The organism is Veillonella sp. T34266-5 (assembly GCF_002959815.1).
GTDB classification, from domain to species: Bacteria; Bacillota; Negativicutes; order Veillonellales; family Veillonellaceae; genus Veillonella; species Veillonella atypica.
Genome location: NZ_PPCZ01000004.1, coordinates 179,209 through 197,466, shown reverse-complemented (window position 1 = coordinate 197,466; position 18,258 = coordinate 179,209). Strand labels below are relative to the sequence as shown.

The window sequence follows — 18,258 nt, the reverse complement described above, 5'->3', positions numbered from 1 at the left end:
ACCTCTTACAAATCTAGATTGCGCACATATTTTGCGTTATCTTCAATAAATTTACGTCGAGGTTCAACCTTGTCGCCCATAAGAACCGTAAAGATTTTATCAGCTTCGATGGAATCTTCTAAGCTAACTTGTAAAATCGTACGATTTTCAGGGTTCATTGTTGTTTCCCATAATTGTTCAGGGTTCATTTCACCTAAACCTTTGTAACGTTGAATTGTAATACCATCACGGCCTACTTCATCAAGCTTAGCAGTCAATTCTGCATCAGAGTACACATACCAATGGGATTTACCTTTTTTAATTTGATATAAAGGCGGTTGTGCGATGTAGATATGGCCTTCTTCTACTAATGGTTTCATATAGCGGTAGAAGAATGTAAGAAGCAATGTACGGATGTGAGCGCCGTCAACGTCCGCATCTGTCATGATGATAATTTTGTTATAACGGGATTTTGTAATATCAAATTCGTCACCAATGCCTGTACCGAATGCGGTAATCATGGAGCGAATTTCGTTATTTGCCAAAATCTTATCAAGACGCGCTTTTTCTACGTTAAGAATCTTACCGCGCAATGGCAAAATCGCTTGATAACGACGGTCGCGGCCTTGTTTTGCAGAACCGCCCGCAGAATCACCTTCGACGAGATAAATTTCTGTCATAGATGTATCTTTTTCGGAGCAATCTGCCAATTTACCAGGAAGACTAGATACTTCCAACGCATTTTTACGGCGAGTTAAGTCGCGGGCCTTACGAGCTGCCTCGCGAGCACGGCTTGCCATCGTTGCTTTTTCGATGATTTTCTTCGCATCTTGTGGATGTTCTTCAAAGAATGTTTTAAGACCTTCAGACACGATAACATCGGTAATACCTTTAACTTCACTATTGCCAAGTTTAGTTTTAGTTTGACCTTCGAACTGAGGTTCTAATACTTTCACAGACACAACTGCTGTCAAACCTTCACGTACGTCCTCACCGGAAAGATTGCTTTCATTTTCCTTAATCAAACCGGATTTACGTCCGTAATCATTGAGGGTACGCGTCAAGGCAGCACGGAAGCCGGATAGATGGGTACCGCCGTCAACAGTGTTGATGTTGTTTACGAAGGACAACAAGTTTTCGCTGTAGCTATCGTTGTATTGCAATGCCACGTCTACCACAACGTCATCCTTTGTATTTTCAATGTCGATAACAGTTGGGTTAACAACTTCTTTGTTTTCGTTCAAGAATGCGATGAAAGAACTTAAACCACCTTCGTAGTGGAAGCTTTCAATACGAGGTTCCTCTTGGCGCATATCGCTCAATGTGATGCGAAGGCCCTTATTAAGGAATGCCAATTCTTGTAAGCGAATTTTCAAGGTATCAAAATTGAACACCGTTGTTTCAAAGATTTCAGGATCTGGTTTGAAAATAACCGTCGTACCTGTACCTTCAGCCTTGCCGATTTCGTGCAATTCGGATGTTTTATGACCGCGTGCAAAATCGATTTCTTGAATGATGCCATTTTGAGATACTTGCACCTTAGTCCATTCACTCAACGCATTTACTACGGAAATACCTACGCCGTGAAGACCGCCGGACACCTTATAACCGCCGCCGCCGAATTTACCGCCAGCATGCAATTTTGTTAAAACCAACTCTACCGCAGACATGCCGGATTCATGCATTCCTGTTGGAATACCACGACCATCATCGACAACGGTAATACTATTATCTTCATTAATGGACACTTCGATATGCGTCGCATACCCTGCGAGCGCTTCGTCCACTGAATTGTCTACTACTTCATAAACGAGGTGATGCAAACCGCGAATGGACGTACTACCAATGTACATTCCTGGGCGTTTACGGACCGCGTCTAGACCCTCAAGAACTTGTATATTCTGAGCGCCATAATTTTCTTCAGCCATTAAACAAACTCCTCCTAACGACATAAACCGCAACATGCTCATACACAACACATCTGCGGTGCTAGATTATCTCTTTATTATACTATAGATTGCTTGTATCGTGAAAGCCCTATAATTTGCTACTTAAAAGCATATAAAACTCATCAATCCGTTTTTTTAATGTTTTAAGTGATATACCAGAAGCATACACACCATCATCTGTTACAATATATGTTTTTACCTTATCCTCGGGCACCACATACACGACCTCTGCGTCATAATGCGAAATGCCCGTCCTATGATGCTTACCAGATTCCGCATGAATCATAGTAATAATTGAATTCATAGGGATACTAAAATTATCGCCAATATGTAAGTACATAAATCTCCTTATTCTTTTGAGGCGGATGGGGAGTGCTTTCTCGCTCCACCGGCCGGGTCTGTCTACGCCCTGCGGGCTCCGCAGGGCCAAAGTCGCTGCGAAAGTACTCCCCATCCACCTCATACAGCCTAATGTTATTCCAATATACCCCTAAGCATATTTAGCTCCTTAGTTTTTTCTTCGCTCAAGAATTTTGATCTGTATTTATTACACAGGTTGATAACGTGTTGGTCTGTCAATTCTTCAAGCCGTTTGTGGGTAATGAGCATGGTGGCCATGTACATATGGTTTCGGCTAATAGATCCATGGTAGACCTTATCTAGATAGAAGTAGATCAATTCTCGCATGGCTATGGAAAAATCTTTAAAGGTACATTTTATGTATTGTTGAGCTTCGCTATATTTTATATACGGACGTCGTCTGATTTGTGTTTTTATATCATTAATATGACTGCGATGCATTTCATATTCGCAGGACACACAATATTTTGTTTGCCTGTTCATCAATGTATGGCAGCGATCGCATCGATGAAATCCATGTTCTAGTAAATAGATTTCCTTTTTACGACTACTAATGAGCACCTTACGAAATGGTTCTCTTAATGTCTCTTCTGCTAAGCTTTCAACCATAACATCAATGGATTTCATATCATCATCGGACAAGGCGATTTTCGACATGTCGATATAGCCATCTATATCGGGCATATCGATTTTCAAAATTTCGGTATTAACCGTTTCTTTCACATAGCTCTGCCGATGCATGATAAGGCCCATTTCGGTGATGATATCACTCTTATAATAGTCATTGATAGCCTTAAGGATGCGTTTTTGGTTCATTTTAACCTCTTGCATCCACTGCGAAGTATCGGCGCTGAGCACGATTTTTGGAGGCTTGATATCGATAATGCGCGTATGACCAGCAAAAATGGGGCCCACCACATCACGCCAATGATGAATAAGTGTATTCAGTTTGAATTGTTCCAGTAAACCTAACTCATGTAGGCCACCAGCTAAGCACATATCAAGGCTTTCCATAATGGATGTGCCCCTCCTGACATTGAATAAATTGAACCCCTTGCAGGTTTTCAAAATCATGTATATCCGTCGTGGTAATGACGGTTTGAATGCGTTTATGAATGAACTGCAACAAATTGTTCCGTCTAGCCTCGTCAAGCTCGCTCAACACATCGTCTAACAGCAATACGGGATATTCGCCTACTTCAGATTTGATGAATTCTAATTCGCTCAGTTTTAGTGAAAGCACGGCCGTCCGCTGCTGTCCTTGGGATCCAAATTTTTTTAAATCGATAGCATCGGAAAAGAATCGTAAATCATCGCGATGAGGTCCTACGCTCGTCGTCATGCGATGACGATCTTGAGGCAATGCGTCTTGCAATAAATCGTAAAAGGCCTCCTTCGTGTACACGATATGGCCTTCCTCCCCATACGGTTGTTCATAGCCGATAGTTAGATTTTCAAGGCCACCCGTCAATTTACGATTCATCAAATCGATGAGCAAATTGATTTTCTTTAGACTTTCCATCCGTTTTTTTACGATGAAAGCCGCCATATCCGCCAGTTGTACATCCCATTCAGCAAGAGGAATATTTTGTTTACCGCGATATTCCTTTAATAATGTATTCCGTTGCTGCAATAACCGATTGTATTGTAACAATTTATGATAATAGGTAGCGCTGGTTTGGGATATTTCCATATCTAAAAATCTACGCCGACCCGATGGGCTCCCCTTGATAAGCTGTAAATCCTCTGGGCAGAATATGACCGTATTTAATGTACCTATCAATTCCTTCTGGGAAATCTTAGTATCATTTAAGCGGATATCCTTAGGCCCTTGGCGAAATAGCTTGATATTGACCTTTTGCGGTGTATCCTTTTTCTCAAAGTTCACCACAATGCCCGCTTCATCAGCATTGAATAATAGCATATCCGATGTGTCATTTGTGCGGTGGCTTTTACCAATGGTACCGACGTAAATAGCCTCTAAAATATTGGTTTTACCAGCCCCATTGGTACCGTACAAGACGATGATTTCAGGCTGCAAATCTATTGTTAAATCCTTATAGTTGCGAAACTGGAACAATTGCAGTGAGTTAATTCTCACCGATTATGCCTCCTCTTTGGTAACGATGAATTCCACATCGAGGCCTTCTACACCAATCACATCGCCAACGCGACATTTTTTACGTTTTTCTGTAACGATAGTGCCATTTAATGTAAGAACTTGATCATCGATGAGGCCTTTTACTTGGCCCCCTGTTTCAATGACGCCTTCCAATTTGAGCAATTGATCGATTTGAATGTACTCCGTATGGATTGGTACAGGTTGTTGTTTCATAACGTCCTCCTATGGTGGACAAATTACAGAATTAAGAATTCGTACGAACAGGTGTAACTACGTACGTATAGTTCGGATTATTATCTTGGCGAATCACAACAGGACCATTTTGTTTTAAGTACATATGGATGTTATCGCCTGTACTGTGACGCAAAATATCTGAAATGTAACGACCATTGAAGGAAATGGTGAACGGTGTGCCCTTAAATTCCACAGGAATTTCTTCCTTCGCCATACCGATTTCAGCATTTTGGCTGGACAAAGTCACTTGTTCTTCGGACCAGTCATAGCGAATTACGTTATAACTCATATCCTTTGCCAACAAGGATACACGATCAACAGCGCCGGCAAAGTCCTTGCGGTCTACAACGGCACTGGAGTCGAATTGAGCAGGAATTACCTTTTCGTATTCTGGGTATGTGCCTTCGATCAAGCGGGAAATAATGTAGATGGATTCGAACATGAACACGATTTGTGTGCGGTTCCAAATGATTTTAATAATAGAAGGATTATCGGTTGGCAATAAACGAGATACTTCTGCCAAAGCCTTTGTTGGAATGATGACGCGCATAGGGGATGTGGCAGGTTCATCGATAGTTACCTTTTTAACAGCCATGCGATGTGTATCGGTAGCAACCATGGTCACTTCTTTGTCGTTTGCATCTTTAATTTCTAGCAAAGCACCAGCAAATACAGGTCGATCATCGTCGCTTGCTGCAGCGTAGTTTGTAAGGTCGATGAGTTCTTTCATAGCTTGGCTATCGATATTCACATAATCTTGGTCGTGAATTTGTTCTACCAAGGAAAAATCATCTGGATGCAAGGTTACTAAATTAAATTCAGAAGAACCGGACGTGATTTTTAGCGTATTGCCATCCTCTGGTTTACTTAATTGAATTGTTTCGCCTGGTAATTTGCGGATTAATTCTTGGAAATAACGAGAAGCAACCACTAATGTACCTGGTTCTAAGATTTCGGCGTCGATTGTTAATTTGATGCCCAATTCGAAATCGTTGCCTTGTAATTCCACTTGATTGTTTTTTGTCGTTATATAAATGGAACCTGGTAGATTTGAACTTGTCTTATTTTGAGATACCTTTTGTAGAACGTTGATGGCCTTTTGTAGATTGGCCTTAGGAAATTTGATGTTCATAACGTAAATACTCTCCTTGTTTGTAATATTCGTTGTGCGATTTTCGTTAGTCCTCTATAGATAATCAACGATAGATCGGTTTTCTGATATGTTTTTGATTTGTTTGTTAGTTTAGTAGTATTTGTAGTAGGCGCTGTGAATGTGTGTACATGTGAAAGTTTTCTAGATTTCATGCGTTTCCACAGTTGTGGATAAGTGTGTGTATACCTTGTTTTAGGTTATCCACATAGTCACAGAAAATATTGATTTCTGCCATATCCACAGATTTATACACAATATATCCACAGAGTTATCCACACCCGTTTTAGTTGAGTGATTTAGTTAAGTGATGAAAGCTTTGCTTTGATGTCTAGGATAATCTGTTTCGTTTCCGGATTCTTGTCGATTTCTTTACTGATCTTATCGTACGCATGCAAAATCGTCGTGTGATCTCTGGAAAAAGCCGCTGCGATTTGTGGGTAGCTTTCATTAATCACATCGCGACACAAATACATGGCAATTTGCCGTGGAAATGCGAATTGAGCCTTCCGTTTCTTGCCTAACAAATCTTGTTTCTTAATGTTGAAATAGGTACTGATAAAGTCTTGAATGGACTCGATGTCGATGAGGGTTACGCGCTCCGTCGTGATGATGTCGGATAATGTTTTCTTCGTGTATTCCAAATCGATGCTGCTCGTCCGTTGTTCCAAGGATGCCGTACCGATGAGCTTGTTGAAAGCCCCTTGTAGTACGCGGATGTTTTCGTCGAATTGCAACGCCACGTAGTTGATGGCATCGTTGTCGATAATGAGATTACGATTCTTGTTGTTTTCCTTTTCAACGAGGGCTTTCAAAATGGCGATGCGCGTTTCCAAATCTGGATTTTCCATGGTCGCCACATAACCCGCTTGGAATCTAGAACGCAAGCGCTCTTCGAACTGATCCATATCGTTCGGCATGGTGTCGCTGGTGAGGACGATTTGCTTGTTATTGTCCAATAATTCATTGAAGGTGTTGAAAAACTCTGTTTTTGTTCCCTCTTTATTTTCCAAGAACTGAATATCGTCGATGAGCAATACGTCGATGTTGCGGAACGTATTGCGGAACAACTCGCCTTGCCGCTTGCGTATGGATTCGATGAATAAATTCATGAACTTTTCGCTCGTCGTGCACATCACCTTGAGATTAGGATATCTTTCAACGATGGCATTGCCGATAGCGTGCATTAAATGCGTTTTGCCAAGACCGGATGGACCGTAGATAAATAGCGGATTATAATCGCCGCCTGGATGTTCCGACACATTTTGGGCCGCCCCAAAAGGAATGCGGTTTGCATTGCCTGTAATGTAATTATCAAATCGATAGCCTCTGTTGAGCTGAGACGATGATAAATCGATAGGAATATCCGTAGACTGCAAGGTTTGCGCCGTTTGTGGCTGCTCTACAGGAAACATCGGCTCATCTGGAATTAACTCATCCACCTCTTTGCGCTGGATATACACAGGATCCGCGTACACCGGTGTGTAAAACTCCTCTTGATATGGAACCTCCTGCTTCGCAGGTGTTGAGGATTTTTCGATACTACTGTCCATATCACTTACGTTAGTATTTGTTAATGTGCTTGTACCTGTATAACTACTATCCGTAGTATTACCTGTGAAAGTATCTGCTACTTGTGGCGGTGCTGGTGTTTCTCCCTTTTGAGGAAATACGTCCAGTAACACCATATTTAATTGCTTGCCCGTCACTTGCTGGATGGCATCTGTTAACATCTTACTTACCATTTGCTGAGATTCAATGACGTTTTTTATAAAACTCTGCATAACTCCAATGTGTATAGAATTATTATCTATACTCATCGGTATAAGAGAAGTACTTAAACTTGAATAAATCGCAGGTGGCAGTGTTTGTTTCGCTACTTGTAATATATGTTCCCATATATCATTAATATCAGCTGCTTGCATGTTGTGCCTCTTGTGTATAACTTTTATTAAAATTGTGTATAACTTTGGTAATTATGTGCATAACTTATTCTAAAACTGTGGAAAAACCACAAAACCCTGTGAATAACCTGTGCACAACTTGTGAATAAGAAAAAATAAAATTCCCTTCCAACCTTATAAATACTGAGTTTATACTATTCACAGGTTAAAAGAGAAAAAATGTGGATAACTTTTCTAAACTATCCGAAAAAACTTATTAAAACATATAATTTTTACCAAATTCATATATAATTGTACCAAAAATGAGGGAGATTGTCATTCAATCTGTGGATAACTTTTATGGAATTTATTTATTTTAGCAGTTTGATCTGAATTCGGTTTGATGGTCACTTTTTAGCTCCACCGGCCGGGTCTGACTCCGCCCTTCGGGCTCCGCAGGGCCAAAGTCGCGAAAAAGTGACCACCAAACCTACTTTAATCTAAAATTTGCTAAAATAAACAAATTTCATATGGGTAGAAGGAAAATGGGGCAAAATGCATTTTGCCCCTATTGGGCTCCACCGGCCTGGTCTGTCTTCGGCCTACGGCCTTCGCAGGGCCAAAGTCGCGAAAAAGTGACCATCAAACCTATTTTAATCTAAAACTAGTTAAAATAAACAAATTTCATAATGGGAAGAAGGATAATATGTGGTGTCTAAAAAATAGAACAGGCGTGTACTAATTCGAAATAGTATGTGTATAGGGTGTTCCGGAAAATAGAACAGGCGTGTACTAATTCAAAATAGGTATGTGTATATAGTGTTCCGGAAAATAGAACAGGCGTGTACTAATACAAAATAGGTATGTATATAGGGTGTTCTGGAAAATAGAACAGGCGTGTACTAATTCAAAATAGGTATGTGTATAGTGTGTTCTGAAAAATAGAACAGGCGTGTAGTAATTCAAAATAGGTATGTGTATAGGGTGTTCCGGAAATAGAACAGGCCTGTTCTATTTCAAAAGAGGTGTATGTATGTTGCTTTAAAATAGTAGATTCTGTCTTCCCCGCTAATGGAAGGTGCGCGCAATCTGTTTCAATAAAAAAACAGGTATTTACTTGTTTATTTTTAGTGATGCGAAACCGATAGGATGATCTTTGAATGTAATATAATTTGTTTGACGTTTTCATAGTCATAGTAGAATGAGGAAAAGGCCATGATTTTGCAGCGACTTTGGCCCTGCGAAGGCCGCAGGCCGTAGTCAGACCCGGCCGGTGGAGCGAAAAATCATGGCCCTTTCCTCATTACTAAATTATGAAAATGTTGGCAGCAAACAAATTATATATTCAAAAATAGTGTGATATCGGTTTCGCACATACTAAAAATGCTAAGAAAACACCTGTTTTTTATTGACAGATTTGCGTTTTCCCTCTATAATTACCCTGTTATGGTATAAGTAAAACAAATATATAACGAGGAGGTGTTTTACTAATGAAACGTACATATCAACCAAATACTCTTTGGAGAAAACGTACCCATGGTTTCCGTGAACGCATGAAAACTATCGGTGGCCGTCTCGTATTAAAAAGAAGACGTGCTAAAGGCAGAAAACGCTTATCTGCATAATATAATGGCTCAGCAAGAGCTTTCAGAAAACTTGGCGCTCTTGCCAAGTTTTTCTATTCTATAGGACTCGGACGATACAATGGATTACCGCTTAGATAAAACGAGACGTATTATAAACAATAATGAATATCGCCTTGTGTATAAGCATGGTAATTACGAGGTAGGACGCCTATGCGTTCTATATCGTATGCCTGTAGCGAAGCAAAAGACTCGTATCGGATTTGTGACGGGTAAAAAGGTGGGTTGTGCGGTTGAACGCAATCGAGCACGTCGCCTTATGAAAGAGGTGTATCGCCTCAATCAGCATCAAATTCGCGAAGGGTATCATATTGTTATCGTTGGACGTGGCCCTCTGAAGGACGCAACCTATGAACGAGCGGAAAAGGAAATACTGTACTTATTGCGTAAAAGCAAGCTCTTAGTATAATCCTATATAGGACCACAAGCATGGACAGCGCTATGCTTTGGTCCTATTCGCGTATTATGAAGCTTACGGGTTTATATGCATATATTTAAACTAAGCCTTTAAGCTACATTAGGGTGAATTCTATGAAAGAAACATGTATAACTATATCAAACTATATAAAACGAGGTGTAACCTTTGTTTTATGGCTCGTTATTCGCTTCTATCAGATTGCCATTTCCCCTCTCAAACCGGGATGTTGCCGATATTATCCCACTTGTTCCGCATATACTCTGCAGGCTATTGAAAAATATGGGCCTTTGAAAGGTAGCTGGCTTGGGCTAAAACGTATTTTGCGTTGTCATCCATTCCATAAGGGCGGGTACGATCCCGTTCCGTAGATGGATATTGCTGAAAGCTAACACTAGTTGAGTCTTTCACAATCAATAGTAGAATGGTGTTAGTGAAAGATAATATTAGTAAAAACTTTCACGATTAACATTCGTCTAAGCGAGCACAGTTTTGGAAATACCTGAGCATCTGTATGGATGAAATTTAGACCATACCATAACGATATATGGATGCGCGAAGGAACCCAATTTAGACCTGCACTCGAAGGAGAAACAATGGAAATTTTTAACTATTTAGTTGAATTTATGCGCACACTTGTGACATATGCTTTCAACTTCACTGACATGGTCGGCTTCCCAAGCTATGGGGTGGCTATTATCATTATTACTGTCATTATTAAAGCGATTTTAGCGCCGTTGACAGTAAAACAAATTAAATCTATGAAAGCAATGCAAGAGTTACAACCTCGCATGAAAGAGCTTCAAGAAAAATACAAAAACGACCCTCAACGTTTACAAGCTGAGATGGGTGCTATGTATAAAGAAATGGGTGTAAACCCATTGGCTGGCTGCTTGCCTTTATTGGTGCAAATGCCGTTCTTGATCGCTATTTTCTACGCATTGCAAGGATATCCTTACAATCCTGAATTCGAACATTTCTTATGGCTTCCTAGCCTTGGCGAAGCAGATCCATACTACATTTTGCCAGTATTGAGTGCTTTGTCCACATGGCTTATGTCCCGACAAACTGGTATGGGTGCTAGTGGTGCCGCTGCACAACAACAAAAGATTATGCAAATCTTTATGCCATTGTTCATCGGTTACATTTCCTTGAACTTCCCATCTGGTCTTGTTATTTACTGGATTGTATCCAATGTGTTCCAATTGGTGCAACAACATTTCATTTACAAAGGCTTAGAAGCTAATAAATAGGAGGCACTATGGAATTTATCGATGTATCTGCTAAAACGATTGAAGATGCCATCGCTAAAGGGGTTGCAGAACTTTCTATAGATGGCCGTGAATTGGTAGAAACAAAGGTTATTGAACAACCTTCTAATGGTTTTTTAGGTATTGGCCGTAAACCAGCTGTGGTTCGTTTGTTCTATACAACGGTAGCAGCTGCGGCTACGGAAGAAGAAAAAGAAGTCATCGCTGAGACTTCTGATGCTGTGTCGGATGTGCCTGTTGCGACTGATGAACGCGATGTGGCTGAATCTGTTGATGATTCACCGGTATCTGTGAAAGCTAAACAAGAGCTTTCAAAAGAAACACAACAAATCATCGCTGAAAAAGGTAAGGAATTCCTTGAAAAGATGTTCGGTCAAATGGGCCTTATCGTGATGATTGAAAAGATGTTTACCAGTGATAAAATCACGTTCCAAGTACATGGTGAAGACCTTGGTATCTTGATTGGTAAACACGGTCAAACCCTTGATGCTATCCAATATTTAACGAATTTGGTGGCTCACAAAGAGGTGTCTGGCCATTGTCACATCGTGGTGGATGTGGAAAATTACCGAGCTCGTCGTGAAGAAACGTTGATCAATCTTGCAAAACGTCTTGCAGCTAAGGTAAAACGTAATCGTCAAAAGGTTTCCTTAGAACCTATGAATGCATTTGAACGCAAAATCATTCATACGGCGTTGCATGATGATAAACACATCGTCACAGAATCCGCTGGTGATGAACCATTCCGCCATATCGTGATCTCTTACAAAAAATAAAAGTGTTTGGTGGCGATAGCATTCTGATAACCTCCACCGGCCGGGTCTGACTCCGGCCTACGGCCTCCGCAGGGCCAAAGTCGGTTTCAGAATGCCACCGCCACCACCATTTTATTTATACGTAATACGATAGGTTATGGTGAAAGCTAACCTAAGGTAATCTTCGCATGGGTAAGATTGGTTTAGTTTAACTTTCACAGGCGAAGAAATTAAAGATATTCGAAGTACGGAGTTTTTTATGTATATAGATGATACAATAGCGGCCATTGCAACGCCGCCCGGCATCGGCGGGGTTGGTATTATTCGGGTCAGCGGCAAGGATAGTTTTCCTATTGTAAATAGCCTGTTCAAGAGCGCTGGCACCGTTCCATTGATGGACCGCCAAAATAGAACGATTCAATACGGGACTATTGTGGATCCAGCGACGAATAAGACCATCGACGAGGTTCTTGTGTTATTAATGAAAGGCCCTCATTCTTACACCGCAGAGGACGTGGTAGAAATTCAGTGTCATGGCGGTATTGTGCCGGTTCGACAAATTCTGAAATTGCTCGTCAATCACGATGTGCGCATGGCAGAGGCCGGCGAATTTACGAAGCGTGCCTTTATGAACGGACGTATCGACCTCACTCAAGCAGAGGCGATCATTGATATTATTGAAGCAAAAACGGAGGACTCCCTCTCTCTCGCTGTATCGCAGCTGGACGGCACGGTTTCGTCCTTTGTAAAAGATGTGCGTGAACAGCTCATCGCCATGATTGCTCATTTAGAGGTAACTATCGACTATCCTGAGGAGGATATCGAGGATGTAACAAGCCAAGAGGTTCGGGATCAACTAGAACCTATTTTGAAAACTATGGACGATTTGTTGTCCACAGCGAATACAGGTCGCCTTATTCGCGACGGTATTACGACGGTTATTGTAGGCCGCCCAAATGCAGGTAAATCGAGCCTTATGAACGCTCTCTTGCGTGAAAACCGCGCTATTGTAACGGATATTCCGGGGACGACGCGGGATAGTATTGAAGAATATATGACCGTAGAAGGCATTTCATTGCGCCTTATCGATACGGCAGGTATTCGAGACACACAAGATACGGTAGAAGCTCTCGGCGTGGAGCGTGCTCGCGATTATATCAACAAAGCAGATATCGTGCTCTGCGTTATCGACGGGTCTACCCCATTGACCCCTGAAGAAATCGAAATTTTGATCTCTGTGAGCGGTTTGAATACCATCGTACTCCTTAATAAGTCCGACGTGGCACAAGTTGTTACAGACGAAAATATCGAAGAACACGGGAATTTTACAGCTATTGAGCGCATCAGTGCCAAAGACGGCGAAGGATCTGCAGTTCTCTCCAAATGGGTGCAAGAACTCGTCTATGGCGGTCGTGTAAAACAAGACAACAGCGCCACGATTAGTAACGTGCGACATATCAGCCTCATGGAACAAGCGAAGGCTCAAGTAGAACAAGCCCTATCCTCCATCGACATGGGCATGCCAGTAGACTTTGTAGCTACCGATTTGCGCAGCGCCTGGGAACTACTAGGCGACATCACGGGCGATACCATCCGTGAAAGCATGATCGACGAACTATTCAGCCGCTTCTGTTTAGGTAAATAACTTTCAAAATAAGTAATAAATATAAGGAATTCAATAGATATGTATACTGTAGATAATTATGATGTCATTGTCATCGGTGGCGGTCATGCTGGTTGTGAGGCGGCCCTCGCCTGCGCCCGCATGGGTCATCGCACGTTGATGGCGACCATCAGTTTGGATAATATTGCACTTATGCCGTGTAATCCTGCCGTTGGCGGTCCTGGTAAAAGCCATCTTGTGTATGAGCTCGATGCGTTGGGCGGTCAAATGGGTATCAATGCGGATGCTACGGCTATTCAAATGCGTATGCTCAACATGGGTAAAGGCCCTGCCGTGCATTCCTTGCGCTGCCAATCAGATAAAATTAAATACCAGCATTTGATGAAACATACCTTGGAAAATACGGATAATCTCAATGTTAAGCAAATCATGGTTACGGAGCTCAAGGTTGAGGATGGCAAGGTAACGGGCATCATTACTGAGCTTGGCGAATTCTATGGCGCTAAGGCTGTCATTCTTTGTACAGGGACCTATTTGAAAGGCAAGATCCTCATCGGCGATATCGACTATGTAGGTGGCCCAAATGGGCAACGGGTAGCGGAACAATTTTCTCAATCCCTACTAGATAATGGCGTTGAATTGATGCGCTTTAAGACTGGCACGCCGGCCCGCGTAGATAAACGGACGCTTAATATTGAAAATATGGCCGTTCAAGAAGGCGATGCACATCATCATGCCTTTTCCTTTATGGACGAATGGATCAACCGCAACGAAGATGTGTGCTGGTTGACGTATACGAATAAGGAAACGCATGAGATTATTAAAAGCAATATTCATCGTGCTCCTATGTACAGCGGTAAAATTGAAGGTGTTGGCCCGCGCTACTGCCCTTCCATCGAAGATAAGGTGGTGCGCTTTGCCGATAAAGAACGCCATCAATTATTCGTAGAACCAGAAGGAACGGGCACAAATGAAATGTATGTACAAGGCATGAGTACATCCCTTCCTATGGACGTACAATACGCATTCCTTCGCACCATCCCTGGTCTTGAAAACGTCGAAATCATGCGTCCTGCCTATGCCATTGAATACGATTGCTTGAACCCAACACAATTGACGCCAGCCCTTCAAGTGAAACATATTGAAGGCCTCTACTCTGCAGGTCAAGCCAATGGCACATCTGGTTATGAAGAAGCGGCTGCACAAGGCCTCATGGCTGGTATTAACGCAGCGTTGTGGATTGAAGGCAAAGAACCTTTCATCCTCGCTCGTTCCGAAGCATATATCGGTGTTCTCATCGATGATCTCGTGACAAAAGGTACCAACGAACCGTACCGCATGATGACGAGCCGTAGTGAATACCGTTTATTGCTTCGTCAAGACAATGCGGACATGCGCCTTACCGAAAAAGGTCGTGAAATCGGCCTTGTGAAAGACGATCGCTGGGCTAAATTCACAGCTAAGAAAGCGGCCATTGAAGAAGGCATGGAATTATTACGAAACACACCTGTCAATCCGTCCAAGGAAACACAAGCTTTACTTGAAAGCTTGGGCACAGCTCCTATCAAAACAGGCATCCACGCATATGATTTAGTAAAACGTAATGAACTCTCCTATGCTACCGTAGCTGATGCATTCGGTTTGAAACGCTTTACACCTGACGTAGAAGAAGCTATGGATATTGCCATTACCTACGAAGGTTACATCAAAAAGCAAATGGAACAAGTTGAGAAGGTTCGCAAACTGGAAGAAAAAATTCTTCCAAAAGAATGGGATTATACAGAAATTAAAGGTATTTCCCTTGAAGCACAACAAAAGCTCAACAAAATTCGCCCTCACTCCATCGGCCAAGCCAGCCGTATCTCTGGCGTATCACCGGCGGATGTGTCTGTACTGTTGATTCAACTAGAACAATATAATCGAAGTAAATAATTGCGATAAGTAATTACATAACAGAAAAAGCTAGCTAATCGTTTTTGATTAACTAGCTTTTTCTGTTATAAGGTTTCCCGTTCCTGATGCTCATTGACTTCGCGACCTTGACTCATATAATCTGGAGTAAATAAGGATAGCCCAAGTTTAAATAAGAAACACATACATTTTTGTTTCATGGGTACCACCTCCCTATTAATGGTAGTGTATCTATAAATAGGGTGATTGGCAAGTTTTGTTTTTATGTAACAGAGAGTTATATCGGTAGATGTTTGTATATTTATATGAATATTTATAAAACACATATTATTCTACAGGTAAAATATGTACACTGGATAAACACATTTGATGTACATTCAGAATAGACAAAATAATTTATATATGAAGAAAAGTTCATAGTGATAAATTTGAAATAAATAGAAAATCTTAAAACAGGATGAAGTGTTCGAAATGTACTTGAAAAAGATGAAGCGATTTCTCAATAATATAATTTAAATGATAATAATTAAAATTAGTCTATTTCTTATGCATAGCCCCTCTTTTGTAGTCTTATTTATATTAAAAATGAGAATATATTGAGAATATGGTATAATAGATACAAATATGACTCTTATATTTCGCTTGTATGCTCTTTTTTAGTGTAATTTATCCTAGAAGCACATAAACAGGCCTTACAGTGCGAATAAATGAATTTTATCCTGAATTACATACATATAGTTAGGAGCACTGATGAAAGAAAAATATGATGTGCCTATCGCTAGTGAATCTGAGTTTGTAGAATATATGCTTTCACAAATGGTATCATTTGGATTGCCATGCACACCGCAGCAAGCAAAAGATTTCTACGTGTACTATGCACGCATGATTGAAACAAATAAATATCTTAACCTCACCGGTATTACGGATATGAAAGAAGTCGTGGTTAAGCACATGATTGATTCTCTATCTTGTTATGATCCGAAAATTATCAAATCTGGATCCTCCATTATCGATGTCGGAACAGGTGCTGGTTTCCCTGGCATTCCCTTGGCCATCTATGACAGAACCTTGCACGTGACCTTGTTTGACTCCCTCAAGAAACGCCTTACCTTTCTTGAGTCCGTTATCGACGAATTGCAATTGACGAACTGCAAGACCTTGCATGGACGCGCTGAAGATTTGAGTCATCAGGAGTATCGTGAAAGCTTTGATATCGCCACAAGCCGTGCCGTTGCAAGATTACCAATCTTATTAGAATGGACCGTGCCCTACGTTAAACAAGGCGGCTATGTTATCGCCTTAAAAGGCGCCATCTACGAAGAAGAAATCGGCGAATCTGATAAAGCCCTTAGCACATTAAAAGCATCCATCGAAGATGTAAAAACCGTGACCTTACCAACATTGGACGATAAACGAGCTATCGTGTACATTAAGAAAACAGGAAAAACACCTGGGAAATATCCTAGAAAACCAAAAGAGATAAAGGATAAACCGTTATAAAAAATAGACCATCCCCAAAAACGATACGCTACTGCGCTTCGCGGAGCCCGAAATCGTTTTTGGAATGGTCTATTTTTATTTTCTGTTATAACAAAAGCCTCCACCGGCCGGGTCTGACTCCGGCCTATGGCCTCCGCAGGGCCATAAGTAGGGTGTGAGCTAACAAAGGAGCGTAGCGACGCATGGGAGCCACACATCACTTAGTCCTGAACGTAAGATTTCGAGAATCGAAATCCACAGTGAAGGTAAAGTCATTTTTTGAAAGGTGTTTTTAGATTAAACTTATATTATGAGTAACAATAAATAGAAAAAGATTGTAGCATATTAATACTAACGGCTATATCGGAAACAAAACAGGGAACAAATCTATTTTGATTTGTTCCCTGTTCTTTTAAGATTTGTATATTATTTAATCACGTGTAATGTCTTATAAATGAATAAAAAGGAATGTCCTTCCAAAACCGACTTTGGCTCTGCGAAGCCCGAAGGGCGGAGTCAGACCCGGCCGGTGGAGGTTTTGGGAGGTCATTCCTTTTGCTATTGTATTTAAAGATTACACGTGATCAATAATATGCAAAGTCGTATCTATATCATTAAGCGGCATGATATGTACGCCTGCAGCGATTTTCTTGATTTGTTCCAGTGTTTCGATAGCGATTTCTGTACCCGCTTCTTTTCCGCCTTTTTCTACGCGGTCTAGAATGTCTTGGGTAAGGTTGATTCCAGGTACTTTTTCATGAAGGTATGTTGCCATTTTAAAGCTTTTAAGAGGAATCAAGCCAAGCATAATAGGTACATTGAATTCGGACATTTTATCGATGTAGCGTTTTGCTTGTTCTAAATCATAGATTGGTTGTGTTTGCACGAAATGGGCCCCATTTTTGATTTTAGCAGCTAGTTTCTGACGTTCGATTTCTAAATCAGAAGCACCAGGGTTGCCTGTAGCTCCGATATAGAAACTTGTTGGTTCATCAAGGTCATTACCAGCAAGGTCTTTTCCTGAGTTCAATGTCTTAGCTATATTAAGTAGACCCATGCAGTCTACTTCGAATACGGATTGTGCGAATGGATGATCGCCATGGTCTGGTTTATCGCCAGTTAGTGTCAAAATATTATTAACACCGAGTGCTGCAGCACCGAGTAATTCGGATTGTAAACCTATAATATTGCGGTCTCGGCATGTAAGATGGAAAATTGTTTCGATTTCTTCGTTATGTTGTAATAAATAGGACAAAGAAATTGGGCTCATGCGCATTTTAGACATAGGGCTGTCCGCAATGTTTATGGCGTCAACCTTGCCTTTTAGGCGCGCTGCTTGTTCAAAAACCTTTTGGGCAGAACTGCTTTTAGGTGGGTCCAATTCAACGGTGATGGTGAACTGGCCATTTTGGTGTTTCTCACGTAATGTCATCATATACCTCGTATTCATTCTATGTATGGTGAAAGCCTCGCATGCGTTATG

Annotated in this window: 16 protein-coding genes; 8 read left to right on the top strand and 8 right to left on the bottom strand. The window is 41.2% G+C overall.

Annotated features, from left to right (window positions below; all coding sequences use genetic code 11):
* Window positions 1-5: 5 nt before the first annotated feature.
* From gyrB to dnaA, 7 genes are all read right to left on the bottom strand, one after another.
* Window positions 6-1,907 (bottom strand): DNA topoisomerase (ATP-hydrolyzing) subunit B, encoded by a 1,902-nt coding sequence (gene gyrB / locus VIHSUH07_RS02685; RefSeq protein WP_105083801.1) that lies wholly within the window; start codon window positions 1,905-1,907, stop codon window positions 6-8.
* A gap of 109 nt (window positions 1,908-2,016) precedes the next feature.
* Window positions 2,017-2,268, bottom strand: a complete 252-nt coding sequence (gene remB, locus VIHSUH07_RS02680; RefSeq protein WP_105083837.1) for an extracellular matrix regulator RemB — start codon at window positions 2,266-2,268, stop codon at window positions 2,017-2,019.
* 134 nt (window positions 2,269-2,402) lie between these two features.
* Window positions 2,403-3,302: a DUF721 domain-containing protein gene (locus tag VIHSUH07_RS02675; protein WP_105083800.1), complete on the bottom strand. Its 900-nt coding sequence runs from the start codon at window positions 3,300-3,302 to the stop codon at window positions 2,403-2,405.
* Window positions 3,289-4,389 (bottom strand): DNA replication/repair protein RecF, encoded by a 1,101-nt coding sequence (gene recF, locus VIHSUH07_RS02670; RefSeq protein WP_105083799.1) that lies wholly within the window; start codon window positions 4,387-4,389, stop codon window positions 3,289-3,291. The genes VIHSUH07_RS02675 and recF overlap by 14 nt, the downstream gene beginning before the upstream one ends.
* Window positions 4,390-4,392: 3 nt before the next feature.
* Window positions 4,393-4,623 carry an RNA-binding S4 domain-containing protein gene (locus VIHSUH07_RS02665; RefSeq protein WP_005379450.1) on the bottom strand — a complete coding sequence of 77 codons (231 nt, stop codon included), beginning with the start codon at window positions 4,621-4,623 and terminating at the stop codon, window positions 4,393-4,395.
* Window positions 4,624-4,654: 31 nt separating this feature from the next.
* Window positions 4,655-5,776, bottom strand: coding sequence for a DNA polymerase III subunit beta (gene dnaN / locus VIHSUH07_RS02660; RefSeq protein WP_105083798.1), 1,122 nt, complete (start codon window positions 5,774-5,776; stop codon window positions 4,655-4,657).
* 317 nt (window positions 5,777-6,093) lie between these two features.
* Window positions 6,094-7,719 carry a chromosomal replication initiator protein DnaA gene (dnaA, locus tag VIHSUH07_RS02655; protein ID WP_105083797.1) on the bottom strand — a complete coding sequence of 542 codons (1,626 nt, stop codon included), beginning with the start codon at window positions 7,717-7,719 and terminating at the stop codon, window positions 6,094-6,096.
* Window positions 7,720-9,167: 1,448 nt separating this feature from the next.
* Between dnaA and rpmH the strand changes: the two genes are divergently transcribed.
* The 8 genes from rpmH to rsmG all read left to right on the top strand — a co-directional run bounded on the left by rpmH (window position 9,168) and on the right by rsmG (window position 16,796).
* Window positions 9,168-9,302, top strand: coding sequence for a 50S ribosomal protein L34 (gene rpmH, locus VIHSUH07_RS02650; RefSeq protein WP_004692946.1), 135 nt, complete (start codon window positions 9,168-9,170; stop codon window positions 9,300-9,302).
* 79 nt (window positions 9,303-9,381) lie between these two features.
* Entirely contained in the window at window positions 9,382-9,729 is a 348-nt protein-coding gene (rnpA, locus tag VIHSUH07_RS02645; RefSeq protein WP_105083796.1) for a ribonuclease P protein component, read from the top strand.
* Window positions 9,730-9,851: 122 nt separating this feature from the next.
* Window positions 9,852-10,106 (top strand): membrane protein insertion efficiency factor YidD, encoded by a 255-nt coding sequence (gene yidD / locus VIHSUH07_RS02640; RefSeq protein WP_105083795.1) that lies wholly within the window; start codon window positions 9,852-9,854, stop codon window positions 10,104-10,106.
* A gap of 225 nt (window positions 10,107-10,331) precedes the next feature.
* Window positions 10,332-10,988: a YidC/Oxa1 family membrane protein insertase gene (locus VIHSUH07_RS02635; protein ID WP_005375962.1), complete on the top strand. Its 657-nt coding sequence runs from the start codon at window positions 10,332-10,334 to the stop codon at window positions 10,986-10,988.
* 8 nt (window positions 10,989-10,996) lie between these two features.
* Window positions 10,997-11,782 carry an RNA-binding cell elongation regulator Jag/EloR gene (gene jag, locus VIHSUH07_RS02630; RefSeq protein WP_105083794.1) on the top strand — a complete coding sequence of 262 codons (786 nt, stop codon included), beginning with the start codon at window positions 10,997-10,999 and terminating at the stop codon, window positions 11,780-11,782.
* A 238-nt stretch (window positions 11,783-12,020) separates the two neighbouring features.
* Window positions 12,021-13,406, top strand: coding sequence for a tRNA uridine-5-carboxymethylaminomethyl(34) synthesis GTPase MnmE (mnmE, locus tag VIHSUH07_RS02625; protein ID WP_105083793.1), 1,386 nt, complete (start codon window positions 12,021-12,023; stop codon window positions 13,404-13,406).
* Between the two features lie 39 nt (window positions 13,407-13,445).
* Window positions 13,446-15,317 (top strand): tRNA uridine-5-carboxymethylaminomethyl(34) synthesis enzyme MnmG, encoded by a 1,872-nt coding sequence (gene mnmG, locus VIHSUH07_RS02620; protein ID WP_105083792.1) that lies wholly within the window; start codon window positions 13,446-13,448, stop codon window positions 15,315-15,317.
* A 729-nt stretch (window positions 15,318-16,046) separates the two neighbouring features.
* Window positions 16,047-16,796, top strand: coding sequence for a 16S rRNA (guanine(527)-N(7))-methyltransferase RsmG (gene rsmG, locus VIHSUH07_RS02615; protein WP_105083791.1), 750 nt, complete (start codon window positions 16,047-16,049; stop codon window positions 16,794-16,796).
* A 553-nt stretch (window positions 16,797-17,349) separates the two neighbouring features.
* Here rsmG and VIHSUH07_RS02610 read toward each other — a convergent pair.
* Window positions 17,350-18,207 carry a methylenetetrahydrofolate reductase gene (locus tag VIHSUH07_RS02610; protein ID WP_105083790.1) on the bottom strand — a complete coding sequence of 286 codons (858 nt, stop codon included), beginning with the start codon at window positions 18,205-18,207 and terminating at the stop codon, window positions 17,350-17,352.
* Between the last annotated feature and the right edge of the window lie 51 nt (window positions 18,208-18,258).